The organism is Petrocella sp., from assembly GCF_059865615.1.
In genome coordinates, this window is record NZ_JCBCDA010000009.1 from 58,643 (window position 1) to 77,148 (window position 18,506).

General features: G+C 38.1%; 20 protein-coding genes and 1 other annotated feature. Of the genes, 1 reads left to right on the forward strand and 19 read right to left on the reverse strand.

From position 1 onward, the window contains the following. Positions 1-18 precede the first annotated feature (18 nt). The 14 genes from rpoB to AC6F8J_RS01685 form a co-directional block, all read right to left on the reverse strand. Entirely contained in the window at positions 19-3,855 is a 3,837-nt protein-coding gene (gene rpoB, locus AC6F8J_RS01620; protein WP_500720494.1) for a DNA-directed RNA polymerase subunit beta, read from the reverse strand. 439 nt (positions 3,856-4,294) lie between these two features. After that, complete coding sequence (rplL, locus tag AC6F8J_RS01625; protein ID WP_275840823.1) at positions 4,295-4,669, reverse strand: 50S ribosomal protein L7/L12; 375 nt, start codon at positions 4,667-4,669, stop codon at positions 4,295-4,297. A 22-nt stretch (positions 4,670-4,691) separates the two neighbouring features. After that, the gene (rplJ, locus tag AC6F8J_RS01630; protein WP_500720495.1) at positions 4,692-5,306 is read right to left on the reverse strand and encodes a 50S ribosomal protein L10; all 615 of its coding nucleotides are present in this window, start codon (positions 5,304-5,306) and stop codon (positions 4,692-4,694) included. Positions 5,307-5,349: 43 nt separating this feature from the next. Then, positions 5,350-5,488: a sequence feature (ribosomal protein L10 leader region), on the reverse strand. 105 nt (positions 5,489-5,593) lie between these two features. Further along, positions 5,594-6,301: a 50S ribosomal protein L1 gene (gene rplA, locus AC6F8J_RS01635; protein WP_500720496.1), complete on the reverse strand. Its 708-nt coding sequence runs from the start codon at positions 6,299-6,301 to the stop codon at positions 5,594-5,596. A gap of 85 nt (positions 6,302-6,386) precedes the next feature. Beyond that, entirely contained in the window at positions 6,387-6,812 is a 426-nt protein-coding gene (gene rplK, locus AC6F8J_RS01640) for a 50S ribosomal protein L11 (protein ID WP_125137677.1), read from the reverse strand. 130 nt (positions 6,813-6,942) lie between these two features. Further along, positions 6,943-7,461 carry a transcription termination/antitermination protein NusG gene (gene nusG / locus AC6F8J_RS01645; RefSeq protein WP_275840818.1) on the reverse strand — a complete coding sequence of 173 codons (519 nt, stop codon included), beginning with the start codon at positions 7,459-7,461 and terminating at the stop codon, positions 6,943-6,945. A gap of 19 nt (positions 7,462-7,480) precedes the next feature. After that, complete coding sequence (secE, locus tag AC6F8J_RS01650) at positions 7,481-7,678, reverse strand: preprotein translocase subunit SecE (RefSeq protein WP_500720497.1); 198 nt, start codon at positions 7,676-7,678, stop codon at positions 7,481-7,483. Positions 7,679-7,709: 31 nt separating this feature from the next. Further along, on the reverse strand, positions 7,710-7,859 hold the full coding sequence (gene rpmG / locus AC6F8J_RS01655) for a 50S ribosomal protein L33 (protein ID WP_125137674.1): 150 nt from the start codon (positions 7,857-7,859) through the stop codon (positions 7,710-7,712). Positions 7,860-8,145: 286 nt separating this feature from the next. Next, positions 8,146-8,631 (reverse strand): flagellar export chaperone FlgN, encoded by a 486-nt coding sequence (gene flgN / locus AC6F8J_RS01660; RefSeq protein ID WP_500720498.1) that lies wholly within the window; start codon positions 8,629-8,631, stop codon positions 8,146-8,148. 116 nt (positions 8,632-8,747) lie between these two features. Beyond that, positions 8,748-8,924 carry a putative motility protein gene (locus tag AC6F8J_RS01665; RefSeq protein ID WP_500720499.1) on the reverse strand — a complete coding sequence of 59 codons (177 nt, stop codon included), beginning with the start codon at positions 8,922-8,924 and terminating at the stop codon, positions 8,748-8,750. A gap of 193 nt (positions 8,925-9,117) precedes the next feature. Next, positions 9,118-9,552: a flagellar export chaperone FliS gene (fliS, locus tag AC6F8J_RS01670; protein ID WP_500720500.1), complete on the reverse strand. Its 435-nt coding sequence runs from the start codon at positions 9,550-9,552 to the stop codon at positions 9,118-9,120. Position 9,553: 1 nt separating this feature from the next. After that, positions 9,554-11,032 carry a flagellar filament capping protein FliD gene (fliD, locus tag AC6F8J_RS01675; RefSeq protein WP_500720501.1) on the reverse strand — a complete coding sequence of 493 codons (1,479 nt, stop codon included), beginning with the start codon at positions 11,030-11,032 and terminating at the stop codon, positions 9,554-9,556. An 11-nt stretch (positions 11,033-11,043) separates the two neighbouring features. Further along, positions 11,044-11,460, reverse strand: coding sequence for a flagellar protein FlaG (locus AC6F8J_RS01680; RefSeq protein WP_275840808.1), 417 nt, complete (start codon positions 11,458-11,460; stop codon positions 11,044-11,046). A 97-nt stretch (positions 11,461-11,557) separates the two neighbouring features. After that, the gene (locus AC6F8J_RS01685) at positions 11,558-11,779 is read right to left on the reverse strand and encodes a hypothetical protein (protein ID WP_500720502.1); all 222 of its coding nucleotides are present in this window, start codon (positions 11,777-11,779) and stop codon (positions 11,558-11,560) included. A 189-nt stretch (positions 11,780-11,968) separates the two neighbouring features. Here AC6F8J_RS01685 and AC6F8J_RS01690 point away from each other — a divergent pair, with 189 nt between their 5' ends. Beyond that, on the forward strand, positions 11,969-12,811 hold the full coding sequence (locus tag AC6F8J_RS01690; protein WP_500720503.1) for a hypothetical protein: 843 nt from the start codon (positions 11,969-11,971) through the stop codon (positions 12,809-12,811). A gap of 501 nt (positions 12,812-13,312) precedes the next feature. Here AC6F8J_RS01690 and AC6F8J_RS01695 read toward each other — a convergent pair. From AC6F8J_RS01695 to flgK, 5 genes are all read right to left on the reverse strand, one after another. Next, the gene (locus tag AC6F8J_RS01695) at positions 13,313-14,515 is read right to left on the reverse strand and encodes a flagellin N-terminal helical domain-containing protein (protein WP_500720504.1); all 1,203 of its coding nucleotides are present in this window, start codon (positions 14,513-14,515) and stop codon (positions 13,313-13,315) included. A gap of 184 nt (positions 14,516-14,699) precedes the next feature. Further along, complete coding sequence (csrA, locus tag AC6F8J_RS01700) at positions 14,700-14,924, reverse strand: carbon storage regulator CsrA (protein WP_500720505.1); 225 nt, start codon at positions 14,922-14,924, stop codon at positions 14,700-14,702. 2 nt (positions 14,925-14,926) lie between these two features. Next, complete coding sequence (gene fliW, locus AC6F8J_RS01705; RefSeq protein WP_500720506.1) at positions 14,927-15,385, reverse strand: flagellar assembly protein FliW; 459 nt, start codon at positions 15,383-15,385, stop codon at positions 14,927-14,929. A gap of 80 nt (positions 15,386-15,465) precedes the next feature. Beyond that, entirely contained in the window at positions 15,466-16,752 is a 1,287-nt protein-coding gene (gene flgL, locus AC6F8J_RS01710; protein ID WP_500720507.1) for a flagellar hook-associated protein FlgL, read from the reverse strand. Between the two features lie 11 nt (positions 16,753-16,763). Beyond that, positions 16,764-18,482 carry a flagellar hook-associated protein FlgK gene (gene flgK / locus AC6F8J_RS01715; RefSeq protein WP_500720508.1) on the reverse strand — a complete coding sequence of 573 codons (1,719 nt, stop codon included), beginning with the start codon at positions 18,480-18,482 and terminating at the stop codon, positions 16,764-16,766. Positions 18,483-18,506 lie beyond the last annotated feature (24 nt).

Consider the following 18,506-nt stretch of genomic DNA (forward strand, 5'->3'; position numbering starts at 1 on the left):
CTACTTTATCGATGTGGCTTATTCAAACAACTCTTCTTCGTCTTGAATAATAAAACTATCTTCAAGGGAAGCTTCTTCTTCTTCATCCTGTATTTCCAACAAGTCTGTATCGTCTTCAATATCAGATCCGATTTCCACTTTCCCAACGGCAGCCATATCCGGTATCTTTTCATCGCTTACAGCCGTATTCGCTGACAAATCATAGTCGTCTTCAAAATCCTCTTTGACATCGATTTCTATATTGTCACTTGTTAAAACTTTTACGTCTAGACATAGTGACTGTAATTCTTTAAGTAGTACTTTAAAGGATTCTGGAATACCCGGCTCAGGTATGTTTTCACCTTTAATGATGGCTTCGTAAGTCTTAACACGTCCAACAACATCGTCTGATTTAACAGTCAAGATTTCTTGTAATGTATAGGCAGCACCATATGCTTCAAGCGCCCAAACTTCCATCTCTCCAAATCTCTGACCTCCGAATTGTGCCTTACCACCCAGTGGTTGTTGTGTTACAAGTGAGTAAGGTCCGGTTGATCGTGCATGAATCTTATCCTCAACCAAATGGTGAAGTTTTAAGTAGTGCATATAACCGATGGTAACCGGATTATCAAAGTACTCACCGGTTCTTCCGTCTCTAAGGGCAATTTTCCCATCTGATGTAATTGGTACACCTGCCCATTCTTCCTTGTGTTTTTGATTTTCCTCAAGGTATTGTAATAAACCTTCATTTAATTTGTTTTCCCATTTACCACAGAATGTTTTCCACTCAGAATTGACATAATCATTGGCTAGATCTAGTGTTTCCATGATATCAATCTCATTGGCCCCATCAAAAACCGGTGTGGCCACTTTGAAGCCTAGTGCTTTTGCAGCTAGACCAAGGTGAACTTCAAGAACCTGACCTATGTTCATACGTGAAGGAACACCTAGGGGATTGAGTACGATATCCAGAGGTCTACCGTTTGGTAAGAAAGGCATGTCTTCAACCGGTAATATTCGAGATATTACACCTTTGTTACCATGACGACCCGCCATTTTATCACCAACAGAGATTTTTCTTTTCTTAGCAATATAAACTCTAACAGATTGATTAACACCCGGTGCTAATTCATCTCCGTTTTCTCTTGTAAATACATTAACATCTACAACAATGCCTTTTGCACCATGGGGTACTTTTAGAGAAGTATCTCTAACTTCACGGGCCTTCTCACCGAAGATGGCTCTAAGCAGTCTTTCTTCAGCTGTTAATTCTGTTTCACCTTTTGGTGTTACTTTACCAACGAGAATGTCGCCAGATCTAATCTCAGCACCAATTCTTATAATACCCCGTTCGTCTAAGTCTTTTAATGCATCGTCTCCGACACCCGGTACATCCCTCGTTATTTCTTCAGGACCTAGCTTAGTATCTCGCGCTTCTGCTTCGTATTCTTCTATATGTAGTGATGTATACACATCGTCTTTTACCAGATTCTCACTCAAGAGAATCGCATCCTCAAAGTTGTAACCTTCCCATGTCATAAAACCAATCAAGGGGTTTTTACCTAAAGCAATCTCGCCATTGCTGGTTGAGGGTCCATCCGCTAAAACATCACCTTTTAAGACTTTTTGGCCTTTATTAACCAAAGGTCTTTGATTGATACATGTACCTTGATTGCTTCTGGAGAACTTCGTGAGACGATAATAATCTTTTTGTCCTGCCTTCGTCTTTACTACAATCTCTTCTGACGATACGCGTTCAACAACACCGTCATTTTTAGCAATTGCCATAACACCTGAGTCAACGGCTGTTTTGTATTCCATCCCCGTACCTACAATAGATGATTCTGTTAACAAGAGAGGTACTGCTTGACGTTGCATGTTAGATCCCATAAGGGCTCTATTCGCATCATCGTTTTCAAGAAAAGGGATCATAGCTGTTGCAACAGAAAATACCTGCTTCGGTGATACGTCCATCAAGTCGATTCTAATATCTTCCATCTCAATGATGTGTTCGCCAAAACGCCCTGTTACATACTTATGTACAAAGTGATTGTTTTCGTCAAGAGGCTCATTGGCTTGAGCTACACGATAATTCCATTCAACATCGGCAGTCATATAAACAATATCATCAAGGACTACCGGTTTTTCACCTGTTTTATCAATCTTACGATAAGGTGCCTCTATAAAGCCATATTCATTAATACGGGCATAGCAAGCTAGAGAGTTGATTAAACCAATATTTGGACCCTCTGGTGTTTCAATAGGGCACATACGGCCGTAATGAGAATCATGAACGTCTCGAACCTCAAAACCTGCACGCTCTCTAGATAAACCACCAGGACCTAAGGCTGACAAACGTCTTTTATGGGTTAATTCTGCCAGTGGGTTGGTTTGGTCCATAAACTGCGACAACTGTGAACTACCAAAAAACTCTTTGATGGCTGCTGTTACAGGTCGAATATTAATTAAAGTTTGAGGCGTAATGCCTTCAGGGTCTTGGATGGTCATTCTTTCACGAACAACACGCTCCATTCTTGATAAACCAATACGAAATTGATTCTGAAGCAACTCACCTACGGCTCTAATACGACGATTTCCCAAATGGTCAATGTCATCCTTAACACCTACACCGTGCTCAAGATGGATATTATAATTAATAGAAGCAATGATATCTTCTTTTGTTATATGCTTTGGTACAAGCCTTGCCACATTTTTGGAAATGGCTTCAATTAGTTCGTCACCCTCGTACTCAGCCATTAATTCAGCAAGAACAGGGTAATAAACATGCTCAAATATATCTAACTCTTTTCGATCAACTTGGACATACCTGTCAATATCTACCATCATATTGGATAAAATTTTAACTTTTTTATCTTCTGCAGTCACATAAACATATGGCACCGCAGCATTTTGTATGTCATCTGCTTTTTCAGGCGTTAACACTTCACCGGCTTCTGCAATGACTTCTCCAGTGGTTTGGTCAATAACATCTTCCGATAGAGTTTGTCCTGCAATCCTAAACATAAAGGATAATTTTTTATTGAATTTGTAACGGCCTACTTTTGCAAGATCGTACCTTCTTGGATCAAAAAACATAGAATTGATTAAAGACTCCGCGCTTTCAACAGATGGCGGCTCACCCGGACGTATACGTTTATAGATCTCAATTAGACCTTCTTCGTAACTGCCTGTATTGTCCTTTTCAATACTTGCAAGGATTTTCATTTCCTCACCAAAAAGTTCCTTGATTTCTGCATCTTTTCCTATACCTAGGGCACGGATTAGAATTGTAACCGGAACTTTTCTTGTTCTATCCACACGAACATGGAAAATATCATTGGAATCTGTTTCAAACTCCAGCCATGCACCTCTATTTGGTATAACCGTTGCAGAATAAAGTTGCTTCCCAATCTTATCATAATTGATATTATAATAAATACCAGGTGAACGTACCAGCTGACTTACAATAACTCTCTCTGCACCGTTAATAACAAAAGTTCCTGTTGGAGTCATGAGTGGTAAGTCACCCATGAAAATCTCGTGTTCCTTGATTTCGTCTTTTTCCTTGTTAAAAAGTCGGACTTTGACTTTTAGTGGGGCCGCATAAGTAGCATCGCGATCCTTACACTCTTCCATTGAATACTTGATTTCTTTGTTCAGAGCAAAGTCAATAAATTCAAGCTTCAGATTGCCGCTGTAATCGCTTATTGGGGAAATATCGCGAAATACTTCTTTCAATCCTTCTTCTAGAAACCATTGATAAGAATTCTTTTGTACCTCAATTAAATTAGGCATTTCAAGAACTTCTTTTTCACTAGAATAGCTCATTCTAAGACCTGTTCCGTACTTGGTAGGTTTAATCCTGTTTTTCTCCATGGTTTAGTTTCACCCCTTGGCTATATGATTTATTATAAATACACACTTCATGTTTGTGTATAAAAGTGACGATACCCTGCTAAACACCCTACTTAATTGACTCTTATGGTTTAAAAAATCCACAAAAACCTATAAATGAGCATACAAAGCCATATTAACGCATTAACAAATAATATCACACCTTATATTGGGTGTCAAGAATAATTCTCCAACAAAAAATGTCATTCTGATTGCAGATTTTTTATCCTGTAAATGATTTTTCTGATGACCTTCGTAAAAACCACGATTTTTCTCTAAACCTTTACGAAAACCATCTTGTAAGTTTCACTTAACCATTGATGCCATTATGCAAAAAAAACTAAAACAAATATTTTTTTGTTCTAGTTTCAATGATGATAATTAACCCCTAGATTATGCAATCCAGGGGTTAGGTATAATATTATTTAAGTGTTATTTCAGCGCCAACTTCTTCAAGCTTAGCTTTCATTTCATCTGCTTCAGCTTTTGTTACGCCTTCTTTAACTGCTGTTGGTGCACCTTCAACTAAGTCTTTTGCTTCTTTAAGACCAAGTCCGGTGATTTCTCTTACAACTTTGATGACTTTAATCTTCTGAGAACCTGCTGATGTTAACTCAACATCAAACTCAGTTTTTTCTTCTGCTGCCGCCGCTTCGCCGCCACCTGCTGCTACGACTACGCCCGCTGCTGCTGACACGCCAAATTCTTCTTCACATGCTGATACAAGTTCATTCAGTTCAAGTACGGTTAATTCTTTGATTGCTTCTATGAGTTCTTGAGTTGATAATTTTGCCATTGTATGACACCTCCGTATATTATTATTCTTCTGTTTTTTCTATTGTGGTTACTTCAGTTTCAACTGCAACTTCTTCTACGACTTCTGCTATAGGTTCAGCAACTACTGCTAAATTGTCAGAAACAAGTTCTGCCGCTGTCGCCACACCAGTTTCAGCCGCTTTATCCGCAACGGCTTTGATGGTACGTGCAAATGTAGATATTGGTGATTTGATACTTCCAAGTAATTTTGAAAGCAGTTCTTCTCTTGATGGAATAGCGGCAATTTTGACAATTGTTGCGTCATCATAATAAACACCTTCTACAACACCAGCTTTGAACTCAAGGTTCTTGAATGCTTTTGATTGCTTTAGCAACACTCTAGGTCCTGCAGTAGGATCTTCGTAACTGATGGCTATTGCACTAGGTCCTGCCAAATGCTTTTCTAAAGCTTCAAATTCTGTTCCTTGAAATGCAAAACTCATCATTGAGTTCTTAAACACTTTGTAAGTTACGTTAGCTTCACGCAATGACTTACGAAGTTCAGTATCTTGTTCAACGGAAAGGCCACGATAGTCAACCAATACGATGGATGTTGCACCTTCTATTGAATCCTTGATAGTTTTGATTACTGATTGTTTTTCTTCGATTCTTGGCATTTAGTACACCTCCTTGAATTATTTATTGGGGCTTGCCATAGACTTGTTATAAACAAAAGACCTTTGTCAATAGACAAAGGTCGATTCATATCATCATTCATGATAAAAAAAGTCTCCTCGGTAGGCGAATGATATCTTTATGCTTACGCACCTACTGTCTACAGCGATATAATGGTCATCTGGAATCCATCTGACCTGCGAGATAGAGTATAACAAATGCCAGACCCTATGTCAACTATTTTTTGCCCTCAGATCAGCCATAACAGCTGATCCAAAGACATGATTTATTATTTTGCCACTGAGCTATCTAACTTCATTGGGTTTACCTTCACGCCAGGGCCCATTGTTGAAGCTACGGATACGCTACGAAGGTAGGTACCTTTTGCAGCGGATGGTTTTGCTTTTATAATTGCATTCATTAAAGTGTGGAAGTTATCCGCAAGTTTTTCCTGTCCAAAAGAAGCTTTTCCTATTGGACAATGTATGATGTTTGTTTTATCTAATCTATACTCAATTTTACCAGCTTTGATTTCTTCTATTGCTTTACCTACATCCATGGTTACCGTGCCGGCTTTTGGGTTTGGCATAAGGCCTTTTGGACCAAGGACTCTACCAAGACGACCAACCACACCCATCATATCAGGTGTTGCAACGACAACGTCAAACTCCAACCATCCTTCATTCTGGATTTTTGGAATCAGGTCTTCTGCACCAACAAAATCTGCGCCTGCTGCTTCTGCTTCTGTTGCTTTTGCACCTTTTGCAAATACAAGCACACGAACACTCTTACCAGTACCGTGTGGTAGTACAACTGCACCACGCACTTGTTGCTCAGCATGACGTCCGTCAACACCAAGTCTAACATGGACCTCTACGGTTTCATCGAATTTTGCTTTTGCTGTTTCAATAGCTAAGCTTAAAGCATCTGCTGGATCATATTGCTTCGTTTTATCAACTAATTTATGTAACTCAATCTTTCTTTTGCTTTTTTTCATTATTATACCTCCTTGTGGTAGTATCGGGTTTTACCCTTCCACGGATTATCGGTCGACCGATGTTTTCAAATTGTCCGGCTTGTTGTTAGTCTTCTACAACAATACCCATGCTTCTTGCTGTTCCTGCGATCATTGACATCGCTGTTTCGATGTTGGCCGCATTTAGGTCCGGCATCTTAAGCTCTGCAATTTTTTGAACTTCTGCTTTTGAAATCTTAGACACTTTTGTTTTATTAGGTTCACCTGAACCGGACTGAATGTTACATGCTTTTTTAAGCAGGATTGCCGCAGGTGGTGTCTTTGTGATGAAACTAAAACTTCTGTCTGCATATACAGTGATGACAACAGGAATAATCATACCTGGTTGATCCGCTGTTTTTGCATTGAATTCTTTTGTAAACTGCATAATGTTAACACCATGCTGACCAAGAGCCGGTCCAACTGGTGGTGCTGGTGTTGCTTTCCCAGCAGGAATTTGTAATTTTATAAGTCCTGTAACTTTTTTCGCCATGATAGCGTACCTCCTGATTTCTAAAATATAACTAATAGCGCAAAGCGCCTATGGGAAATCAGCTATATCCGATGTGGTATTTACGGGGATTTCCCTCCCACTTGTCCGTTATGGACAAATTGTTACGATTCTAGACCTTTACCATATTGGAAAAGTCCAATTCAACCGGCGTTTCTCTACCAAATATTGACAGATTAACAATAACGGTTCTTTTGTGGTCGTGAATCTCTTTTACGACACCAACCGAACCATCGAATGGTCCATCTGTTACCGTTACCGTATCACCAATGGCCACGTCCATCTTCGTAATATGTAAATCGATGCCCATGGTTTTGATTTCCGCTTCTGTTAAAGCCACTGGCTTGGATCCCGGTCCTACGAAGCCTGTAACACCTCTTGTGTTACGCACAACATACCAAGTCTCATCATTCATCAACATCTTAAGGATGACGTAACCTGGGTAGAGTTTTTTCTCTACTTCTTTGCGTTGACCGTTCTTATCTTCCAGTACCTTATGAAGGGGGACGATAACTTCTACAATCTGATCTTGTAGCTTTCTGTTTTCTATTAACTTTTCAATGTTGGCTTTCACCTTGTTTTCATACCCTGAGTAGGTATGAACTACATACCATTTTGCTTCTTCAGACATAGAACCATCCTTCTGTTGTTTATAGTAGTAAGAAACGTACAATTGCACCGAATATTGTATCAATTCCTGCAACTATACCGCCGACGACCAATGAAACAGCGATCACAATACCCGTCTGCTTCATTAAAACTGGGAAACTAGGCCATACGATTTTTTTAAACTCGCTTTTTAGACCTTTGAAAAAATCAGTTTTTCTCGTAGTGTTTAATTCACCCATTGTTTCACTTCCTTCTGTGCTTTATAGAAAACTATTTTGTTTCCTTGTGATTAGTATGTTTTCTACAAAATCTACAATATTTTTTTGTTTCCATACGTTCTGGGTGCAACCTTTTTTCCTTGGTTGTATTATAATTTCTTTGCTTGCACTCCGTACATTCTAGCGTGATTTTAACGCGCACAACTTCCACCTCCACTTGTTCTACTGTTAAAATATGTTGTGTTTGAAGCTGCTTTCTTTTTAAAAATAGCGCATAAAAAAAAGCCCTACAAACGTGCAACTATAAATTTATCATAGGTACAACATCTTGTCAAGCTCTTTTAATAGGTTCATCCCACACGCCCAAAAAGCTGATAATAATACAAGGGATAGTGTAAAATAGTAATAAATCATTGTACTATACCCTTGAGCATTATCATTCAACACTATCGTCATACTACATATAGAATATAGGTTACGACTGTCATCTATTTCTTAGAATCAAAGAAATGGGGTTGGTCTGCCTTCTTCTGCTTGTTGTAATTGTTGTGGTAACTAGAGACCGCTGACTTCTGATTCCTAAAGTTCTTAACATCGCCTTTGATGTTCTGACTCTTAAGATCAAACCTTTGCTTGTTACGCATTTCAGCCACTTGAATCTCCACACCCAGATCACTGACAGCCGTTATATATTGCTTCATCTTCCCAATTGCTTCTTTATATAATGCCGGTTGAGACTTTAAGGTCGACTTGATTCTATCAAAAGCGCTCTCAAATCCTTCATCGATCTGAATCAGCTTATCAATACGAACCTGCTTGTTGCTCATAATATTATTAAAACTTGTTGTATTAAAGTCTTCCTTCCCAAGCAAGTCCGACTGTTCTTTTGTATATGCCAGAATCTCTTCTAATAAGACTTTTTTTCTTTCCAAAGCATCTAGAAGGATATCCACTTGTACATATATGTCGCCCATAACGCACCACCTTTTTCCTAGTAATTAAGATTATAACAAATTATGATGTGTTTGACCACCACGAGAATAAATGATAAGGACCCAGTCTATTAACCAGATCCTCATTAGCAAATTATCTATAACTTTATATCAATGCTTCGACCGATTTCCGGGGTCACGCTTTGTTCCATCATCTTAACAAGTTCGTTGCTCTGAACTTCTGGCATATCCATAATCTTGGCTACCAGTTGTATGCCGGCTTGTTGTTTCACTTGGCCTTGGGATAGTATCATAGACATTGCTGCTATATCCATAGAATTCACTCCTAATAATTGAGTCAGTTTGATTATATAATAATTGGTTAAGGTGTCAAAACTATATAGTTGAACTTTCACCTACCATATGTAGTTATGAATGTATCAACGTAATCTACATATGGTAGGCGAATTTAGTGAAACTTAGTTTTGACCCTTTAACCATAATTGTTTGTTCGTTTCTAAAGTCTACTTATTGGGCTTTTGTTGTCAAGCTCCCAACGCTTTCTTTAGTAGCACTGGTACTAGTACCTGCACCTTGTTTGGTCAATTGGATAGCTTCTTTCCATGTATTACGCAAGTCTCTGATAAAACCAATGGCTTCTTCAAGTATTTCAGGGTCTTTAGATGCATTGGCTTCCATCAGCCTTCTGCTGATATAATCATACATGAGTTCAAGACCTGCGGCAACTTCATAACTCTTATCTAAAGTGATCTGAAATTCTTCTATAATGGCCAAGACCCGCATAATCAGATTATGACTTTTTTCGATATCTTTTTCCACCATGGCTACTTTTGCTTGATTGCCAAACTTAATGGCACCATCATAAAGCATTAAGGTTAATTCTTGAGGGGAGGCAGTCATAATGGAGTTTGATTTTATTTTTGTGTATGGATTACTTGTCATCTTAGAGACCTCCTAATTGTTGTGTTAACCAGTTACTAGTCGAATTGGACTGTTGCATGGCTTTTTCCATTGCCGTGAACTGTTTATAGTAACGACTTTCAATACTCGCCAAGCGAATCTCAAGATTACTGATTTTAGTGTCAAAATCTCTAACTTGTTTATCAATCGTTTTGTCATTAAAAAAAGTGAAAGCACTGTTAAGGGTAGAGGATTGCATCCTCGTACTCATATCTTTATATAATTTGTCGCCCAAGCTGGTAAATAATTTCATTACCGCATCTGGATCTTCATCAATGGCTTTTCTTAACTTATTTTCTTTCACACTATATAGGCTATTGTCTTCATCACCTTCAATATGTAAAACGCCTTTTTCCGTGTAACCACCTGTAACGATGCCTAAGCTGCTAAAATTTCTAAATGTAAACCCAGTTGTATCCACACCAGAGGATAGAGTCAACGTATTTCTCATACTGCCCATGATGCTACTCAGATTATCATCTCTTCTTAGTAAAGATACTTTAATTTTCTCTTCCCACAACTTAATATCTTCTTCGGTCATGGCTGATTTTTCTTCTGGTGTTAATGGTTTAAAGCTTCTGGCTGATTCTGCATTGATTTTCTCATCCATTTCCAACATGAGCTCATTGTATTTGGTAACAAATTTCTTAACAGAATCATATATAGCGTCCGTATCTTGAGTTACAGATATATTAGAAGTGCCACCTTCATCTAATATATTAAAGGATAAACCATTTACAATTACTTCATTGGTTGCGCTGGTCAAATTGGTACCATTATATTTAAACGATGCATCTTCACCGATTGTACCTATGCGTTTGCCTGCAATAAAACCCAAACCATCTAAAACATCTTCATCACCAGTTACTTGTAACTCAACACCATTACCGGTCTTCGTCGAGGAAAGAAAAAGACGATTAAAGTTAGCGTCATAACTGACGTTCATATCTAGTCCAAGGTCTTTTATTTTACTTGTGATATTTGCCATGGTATCACTTGCTTCAATGGTGATTTGTTGTGTTGTTACACCACCATCTAAGCTGATGGATAAATCTTTGGTGTCTAGCGGATCCAAAAAGGTCATCATTTGATCGGCTCTGGTAGATGATGTAACCCCTGCTATGGTTTCTCCTGTTAAGAAAGAGCCTTTTGCCATTTTTTCAATCTCTATTGTGTGACTACCTCGTATGGCCGCTGAAGATGTATTCATGGAAACCATACTCTCATTGGAACTGGTTAGTTTTTTCTTATTGTAAGTACCTGCTGATTTGAATGAAAAAAGTTCCTCTTTATAAAAACTAAATAGCTTTGCATTCATAGAGGACCAAGCTTCTTTTCTCCACTCGGCTAAGACTTTATCCTTTTCAACGGTCTCCACCCTTGTACGTTCTACTTTCATGAGTTCTCTAATAATGCTCTGGGTATCAAGGCCTGAAGCCAGTCCTGTAAATTGTATTGCCATAGAAGTACCTCCTATCTATGTTCGTCCACAAGTATGCCTGAAATCTCCCACAGATGGGCGACCATATCTAAAACTTTTTCGGACGGTATTTCTCGTATGACTGAATCATTCTCTGTGTTAATAACTTTTACCATAATCTGTTTAGTTGTATCATGTATGGAGAATTCTAGTCGTCTGTCATAGGTTCTAATGTGTTTATTGGCTTTTTCTATAGCCTTAATCACTTGCTGTTCTTGTTGAAGTGTGTTTTCTGCCGCTGCCACTTCTGCATCAACATGAATACGTTCTTGTTGCTTAGCCGCTGATGCATTCTGATTGCCTGATTTTTTCACAGGTTGTATTGGAGCTGGAGCTTCCGTTCTGCCTACTCGTTCTACACTTTGGGGTGTTGGCATCGTGTTTGCACCGCCAACCGAATCAATTCTCATAGTAATACCTCCTTGTATTGTTATATCCTACATTATATATCGGCTTCTAAAGCTAAAAGTTAATAGGTGATTGATCATTTAAGGTATTAAGTTCGGATTAAATTATGTTCAGATCTGCGCTTAGTAATCTCACTTCGGCTTCAAGTTCACTTAATCTACTTTGATAAGCGCTAATTTCTTTTTGATCCAGTTTTCTATCTGCGGCATCCTTAGCAATAACACGCATACTTAGTAGACGTGCTTCTGTTTCTTCAAGTAGTACGATTTTTTGTTTGACTTTTTCAAGTTCCGCTTCAAGTAAAGCTCTTTCATTCTGCATCCTTACAACTTCCTTTCTCTTGTCTATACCAAGTCGTCTGAACTGACCGCAAGAACTGTCCCCCTCGGACATCTTTCACCTAAGATTTTAGTCTTGTTTTTTCCTTTTTCTAATGTTTTTTATTGAATTATGATACAATGAAGTAGAACGTATGTTCTGATGATTTCTTGAATAGGGAGAGTGACTTCTATGACTACAATAAATACTGAACTATTAAAAATAATCAAAGAAAACTATCCAAATATGAATACTGAAAAACTAGCTCAGGAGCTTAATTTGTCGTTTTATCAGATTCGACGCATCGTTTCAAAAAACAAAATTACAAAAAGCCATGTATTTAAACAACAGCTTATTCGTGAGTTACAACACAAAAGATCTTTGGCATACGAAGACAACATTATAAAGTACAAACCATCAAAAATTCAAGAAAATATTATTGTTGGTAGTTTGCTTGGTGTTGGGAGCCAAGCATGCTATGGACGTAGCAAAGAATCATTTTATCGTGAACATGGATGTAGGAAGCAAGCTGACTATCGTGCATGGAAAGCAGAAATGCTGGCCTTACTTGATTTCAAGTATTACGATCAGTATGAAGCGCCAAGTATTAAATCTCCCAGTAACCTTTTATACAGTTATTATCATAAACTTTTTTATAGAAATGGGCGCAAACAGATAACACCTCAAATTCTTACCAAACTCAATCATCCCATTGGACTGCTCTGTCTATACCTAGATGATGGTACACTTGTTATTGATCGATATATTAGAAAAAACAGAATTCATCTTTTTCCAAGAATTACAATCTATTCTCAATCTTTTTCAGAAAATGAAAACATATTATTACAGAATCATATTCTTGATACTTTTGGTATTCAATTTATCTTAAAGAAACGTAGAGATGGTGAAGGCTATGTTTTACAGTGTAATTATAGAGACCATATCATTTTATTCCTTCAAATTATTCAACATCAACATCCATTACTAGATTGTATGGCATACAAAATGAATCTAAAATCCGCTTTAATAGATTAAGAAAGCAAATTACGAAAAGCATTATCCCAATCATGAGATTATAATCGACCGCTATGAGATATGTTAAAAAGAGTCAGAGGAAAAATCCCCTGACCCCTTCATAATATAAACTTTTTTAATTATCTTAATAATTGAAGTACGCCTTGAGGTGCTTGGTTTGCTTGCGGACCATCCACCAACTTTCGTTAACGGCCAGACTATATCTTCAACCCAGTCATTTTGTCTTTAATAAAAGACCATTAGGTTGTTGGGCACTTCGGACCACCTCTGATCCTACGGATTTCATCATCATAGCTTTCGCCTTAGATGGTATATCCTAGTCGTTGAACCTTCTCCAACCTTTCGGTACAGGAGCTTGGCTGCTGATTATCCAATATCTATATTTTTCAAACATTCACGCATACCGTTTCCAGTTACGTTGTAGTATATAGACCTTAAGGAAGTTCCAGCAATTCACCCAATGTGCATATAAGATTCTCATCTTATAGGACCCTTAAATAATTACCTAAGAAGTTGTAAAACGCCTTGAGGTGCATTATTTGCTTGAGCCAACATCGCTTGAGCAGCTTGGGTAAGGATGTTATTCTTAGTGAATTCCATCATTTCTTTCGCCATGTCTACGTCTCTGATACGTGATTCAGCTGCTTGTAAGTTCTCAGATGATGTATCTAAGTTCTTGATTGTATGCTCTAATCTGTTTTGAACAGCACCTAAAGAACTTCTTTGTGAAGAAACCTTTTGGATTGCGTTATTTACTGTTTCAATAGCAGTTGCAGCACCAAATTTTGTAGAAATGTCAACATCTTTAACACCTAAAGCTTCAGAACGCATATCGCCCATTGAAATAAATGTTGTTTGACCTGAGTTTGCTCCTACTTGCGCCATGATTGAGTTTTCTAAGTCACTAGTAGCTGCTTCATGTTTGCCAAATACAAAGGTCATGCTTTCTCCAACTGCCATATTGGTATTTAAATCACCTACTGCTAATGTTGTTGCTCCACCAAGAAGAATAGCTGCCTCAAATGTTAGTGTATTAGTATCAGTAACAGCAATATGTGTTGATGCTTTACCATCAGGTCCAATAAGTTCGTAATCAGCAGCAGCAAAAGCACCACCAGCATCAGAAGCATCTGTACGAATCAACATATAAGCTCCATTCACTTGCGATTCCGTTCCCACAGCTCCAGCTGCTTTATTAAGATTTTCTAATGCTGCACTAGTAACAGTAACTCCAGAGTTATTATTGACTGTTGCAGTACCTTTAACTTCTTCAGTTACACCTTTTGCTGAACCATCTAATAATTTCTTAGTATTAAATTCAGTTGTGTTACCAATTCGATCCAACTCAGAATTTAGTTGCTTTAATTCGCTTTGAAGTTCTTTTCTATCTGCGTCAGTATTGGTATCATTTGCAGATTGTACAGAAAGCTCTCTCATTCTTTGAAGAATGGATTGTGATTCATTAAGTGCACCTTCTGCTGTTTGAACCAAAGAAATGGCATCTTGTGAGTTTCTAGAAGCTTGGTTCAAGCCTCTAATTTGGCCTCTCATTTTTTCAGATATAGCTAAACCAGCTGCGTCATCACCAGCACGGTTAATTCTGAAACCTGAGGATAATTTTTCCATTGATTTAGCGCCTGATGCAGTTGTTTGTCCAAGTTGTCTGTGTGTGTTCATTGCCATTAGATTGTTGTTAATTCTCATAATTTATTCCTCCTTGAATTTCATGAGTTTTGGCTATTGTACTAAGATTTTACAATAACCAAGTTAGTGTCGAATATGCCAGCTTCCCTGCTGGCACTCGTTGGCCAACGAGCTTTGTTCGTTACAGGTAATATATCGTCCTCTTTTTCAAAGACCTTAATAGTAAATTTAAAAAAAAATTATTTTATTTCATAAAGTCTTTCAGCTTGCTGAGGGCACTGTCGTTGCCAGCGGCTGCGGCTTTGTTTTCTTCTTGAATCTGTATATAGACTTCTTTTCTGTGAATCGGCACACTTTTGGGTGCCTCGATGCCAATCTTGATCTGATCTCTTGAGATATCCAGCACTGTAATCACAATATCATCATTGATGATAATGGATTCTCCTAATTTTCGTGATAAAGCCAACATGATTATTCACCAGCCTTCATAAGCTTCATTTGCTCATAGAGATTGTGTTTAATCTCATATTCCTCATTGGCTACTATGACTTGCATGCCCTTCTTTGTTTGGATATTAACAACGATTGGTGCTTTTAAGTTGGTGGTCATGGCTTCTATGTTATCTGTTATAACCACCACCGAAAACAAATTCAAATCTTCTTCCTTTAACGCACCGATTCTGGCAATCTGCTCATCTGCCACTTCTGGGCTGTAATTTGGAAACCAAAACATAGGGTTAATGACAGGTAAAGACAAACCTTCATCATCTACGGATTGCATCCAACACAGGCCGTTTTTTGTTTCTTCATCTTCATAAAGCATGACATAACGTTTACTGTCTTCAAAACCAAAGATGCCTTGTTCAAATTCTACAATTCTTTCTTCATCGATTTCTACTTCTCCAAAATGCTTGGTATTAATCTTCATCATAGACACTCCCTTTATTTGGTTTTCTATATCATATCTTTTTTGACTCTATTTAGCAAATGATTCTTAAGCCCGCTTATCTATCACCGAATAAAGTCCAATAACGTTGGTTGAATAATTTTAGAAGATGCAGATAAACTTGCATTGTAGACCATTTCTTGAGCTGCCATCTTCATGATAACCTCTGCATAATCCACATCTTCGTTTTTAGAAAGCAAATCTGTAAAGTTCAGATTGTCTTCACTGAGCCTGTTAATGGTTAATTCTAAGCGGTTAATCTTACCACCAATCTCAGCTCTGGTGTTGAGTAATGTACCGATATGTTTATCCATCTTTCCTATGAGCTTATTAAAGACATCACCTAATAAGTCTTCCTGAAGGGCGGTGGTTAAGGTCTCATCATCTGTGATGCTTTTTGTGGCATTAATCAGTTCTTCTATATCTCGAACCAGATCAATCCCAATGACGTCATAGCCCATAGTATTTATAGACATCTGTTGACTGTAGCTAATCTGATAAAGCATTTTTTCATCTTTAACTTCAAATGCCGTAACTTTGGTCAGATTCTGCCCTTTGAAATAATGCTCCGGCATAAGATCCCCTTTATCAAAGCCTGTTTTTTCATAGGTAAAATCTAATGGATCAGGAATATTCACAACATCATCCGGATGAAAAATCAGCTCACCCGTATCTTGTATAAAATTGACCTCACCAAGAACAGGGGTCATGGCACCGGGATCTGATGCGCTCATTGTATTAACCGTTGCAAAAGGGGGTATTAGTGAAGTCGTGTCAGGATTAGAAACATCTGTATAGCCTAAACGGATTCTATGCACATCAATAATTTCACTATCAACCACCCGTTTCGTCTTTTCCAGATCTGAAGCCTTAAAATTTTGTGTGAGTTCATAGGTGTCCCCAGATGTTTCAGTAAATACCAGAGGCATATTGGTTTTATAACCCGAAAAAACATGACGGCCGGCATAGGTTGTATTACCTTCCTTGACAAACTGCTCCATGAGCTGTTCAATCTCCGTCACCACATTTTTCCTATTATCAATATTCAATATGTCTGAAGTGGCTTGAACACTTAGATCCCGAACCCTTTTCAAAATCTCCGTTACATTGGTAACCGATTGCTCCGTAACGCCTGCCCATGATATGGCATCTTCTGCGTTGGTCTGATATTGTTTAATCTCATTCACATTATTACGAAACTTCAATGCTCTTATGGCCACGATTGGATTGTCTGAAGGCTTTTGTATCTTCTTGCCTGTCGCCATCTGTGTTTCATATAAACTGAGTGTTTCTCTATTCCTATTAATATTAAGGAGTACATTGTTGGTCATCATTGAATTGGTTATACGCATTTTATCACCTCTTATCTGGCACCCATCTGATTGATGGTCACATTGTAGATTTCATCCATAACACTAATGATTTTAGCCGATACATTATAAGCTTGTTGGAATTTCAACATATTCAAGGTCTCTTCATTTAAGTCCACACCGGATACGGATAATCTTTGATTGGTCACTAGGAGCATGAGGTTTTCCTGGCCCTTCTTAAAACTTATGACTTGCTTGGCATCGATCCCTAAGGTTCCAAGAAGAGATTGCATGAAGTTGTCCGGTTTTCCTTTGGCGAACATATTTGAGTCATGTCTTTTTTCTATGAGCTTCAAGATTAAGTCGTTGGCACTTTCTCCGTAATCTACTGTCGCTGATGTCTCTACCAACGATAAATCATCTATAACTGCTTGGTTTACGGCAAAGTTATATATGTTCATCTTTTCATAACTGGTTGTATCATTCACATTAAGAGGGGGTGTGCCTGTATAACCCTTATAGGTAAACAACTGAGTACCTGTCCCACCATTGCCGCTTTCGTTAATGGCGTTAAACTCTCTTGCTATGGTTCTAACAAAATGGTTGAGCTCTTGTGTGTAGTAGGGTATGCCTTTAAAGGATTGGTTGTCGCCAATAAAGCTAGTTGTACCGTCTACACCTGCCGGTGCAGCTGCATCTAAGTTAAAGGTCATTTGGTTCAGTACTGGGTCATAAGTCGCGCTGCTATAGGTAATCAAGGTCCCACCGATATTCATCTCACCTGCTGTCGGAATATCAGTGCGTGATGGATTGTTTATGACAAGCGTATTGGTACCCTCGCCTGATAAGATAGCACCTTTGAAATTCTGTCCATTATTACCGTCTCTAAGATCAATGTAGCCTTTTAGTTCACCTGAAAGATTATCATTATTCAGATAGAGCTCTTTTCCTGACTTCCAATAGATATCATACATATCTACCTGATCTTCCGGGTTGTTTAGATAAGTTCTCGGCTTTACTTCTAAATAATTGGCCGTTGTATCATATACTAGGCTTTGGCCGTTGATGGACACACGGAAGGTTTTCTTGCCGTTTGCATCGGTTATTTCTTTTGTATCGACATTGACTATTTTTGACAAATTGTCAATAATACGGTTTCTTTCATCTCTTAAGTCATTGGCCGACTTACCAGATAATTCCATATTCCCGATTTGATGGTTTAGAGATGCTAATTGTTGAGAGAAAAAATTAATCTGATCAATATTCGTCTTGATACCGAAATTGGTTTCTTTTTGTAAGGTGGTTAATTGCTTACTTACATCATTCATATAGGTTGCAAAAGACTCTAACGAAGTTACATAAGCATTTCTAACCGTAGTATCTCCAGGATTCTTGGATAGAGTCTGAAGACTTTCAAATATATTGTTAAAAAACGTACTGTAACCCGTTTCTGATGGTTCATTAAAGAGTATTTCCATCTGGCTGAGTATTTCATCTTTTACTTGATATTCGCCTAATTCATTGATCATACTCCAATATTTATTATCCAAGTAGCTATCTCTGTGCTGAAGAACGTTGGTAATCTCCGACCCTGTACCTATCATGCCTTTCATACCATTTGGTAATGGTCTGGTGGCAGACTGTAAGCCATATTGACGGCTGTAGCCAACAGTCTCAGCGTTGGCTATATTATGATTGGTGATGTCCAATGCAGTTTTTGCTGTATATAGGCCTTGGGTTCCAACCCCAATACCAAAAAATGCTGATCCCATTGTCATACCTCCTATTACTGTTTT

Bases quoted from the DNA above. Each gene is read 5' to 3' on its own strand.
- AC6F8J_RS01695 (WP_500720504.1), bottom strand. From the start codon at position 14,515: ATGAGAATTAACAACAATCTAATGGCAATGAACACACACAGACAACTT.
- flgN (WP_500720498.1), bottom strand. From the start codon at position 8,631: ATGGGCGACATATATGTACAAGTGGATATCCTTCTAGATGCTTTGGAA.
- fliS (WP_500720500.1), bottom strand. From the start codon at position 9,552: ATGACAAGTAATCCATACACAAAAATAAAATCAAACTCCATTATGACT.
- flgK (WP_500720508.1), bottom strand. From the start codon at position 18,482: ATGGGATCAGCATTTTTTGGTATTGGGGTTGGAACCCAAGGCCTATAT.
- nusG (WP_275840818.1), bottom strand. From the start codon at position 7,461: ATGTCTGAAGAAGCAAAATGGTATGTAGTTCATACCTACTCAGGGTAT.
- rplK (WP_125137677.1), bottom strand. From the start codon at position 6,812: ATGGCGAAAAAAGTTACAGGACTTATAAAATTACAAATTCCTGCTGGG.
- rplL (WP_275840823.1), bottom strand. From the start codon at position 4,669: ATGGCAAAATTATCAACTCAAGAACTCATAGAAGCAATCAAAGAATTA.
- csrA (WP_500720505.1), bottom strand. From the start codon at position 14,924: ATGTTGGCTTTATCACGAAAATTAGGAGAATCCATTATCATCAATGAT.
- rplJ (WP_500720495.1), bottom strand. From the start codon at position 5,306: ATGCCAAGAATCGAAGAAAAACAATCAGTAATCAAAACTATCAAGGAT.
- fliW (WP_500720506.1), bottom strand. From the start codon at position 15,385: ATGATGAAGATTAATACCAAGCATTTTGGAGAAGTAGAAATCGATGAA.
- AC6F8J_RS01685 (WP_500720502.1), bottom strand. From the start codon at position 11,779: ATGCAGAATGAAAGAGCTTTACTTGAAGCGGAACTTGAAAAAGTCAAA.
- rplA (WP_500720496.1), bottom strand. From the start codon at position 6,301: ATGAAAAAAAGCAAAAGAAAGATTGAGTTACATAAATTAGTTGATAAA.
- AC6F8J_RS01690 (WP_500720503.1), top strand. From the start codon at position 11,969: ATGACTACAATAAATACTGAACTATTAAAAATAATCAAAGAAAACTAT.
- secE (WP_500720497.1), bottom strand. From the start codon at position 7,678: ATGGGTGAATTAAACACTACGAGAAAAACTGATTTTTTCAAAGGTCTA.
- fliD (WP_500720501.1), bottom strand. From the start codon at position 11,032: ATGGCAATACAATTTACAGGACTGGCTTCAGGCCTTGATACCCAGAGC.
- flgL (WP_500720507.1), bottom strand. From the start codon at position 16,752: ATGCGTATAACCAATTCAATGATGACCAACAATGTACTCCTTAATATT.
- rpoB (WP_500720494.1), bottom strand. From the start codon at position 3,855: ATGGAGAAAAACAGGATTAAACCTACCAAGTACGGAACAGGTCTTAGA.
- AC6F8J_RS01680 (WP_275840808.1), bottom strand. From the start codon at position 11,460: ATGAGAATTGATTCGGTTGGCGGTGCAAACACGATGCCAACACCCCAA.
- AC6F8J_RS01665 (WP_500720499.1), bottom strand. From the start codon at position 8,924: ATGGATATAGCAGCAATGTCTATGATACTATCCCAAGGCCAAGTGAAA.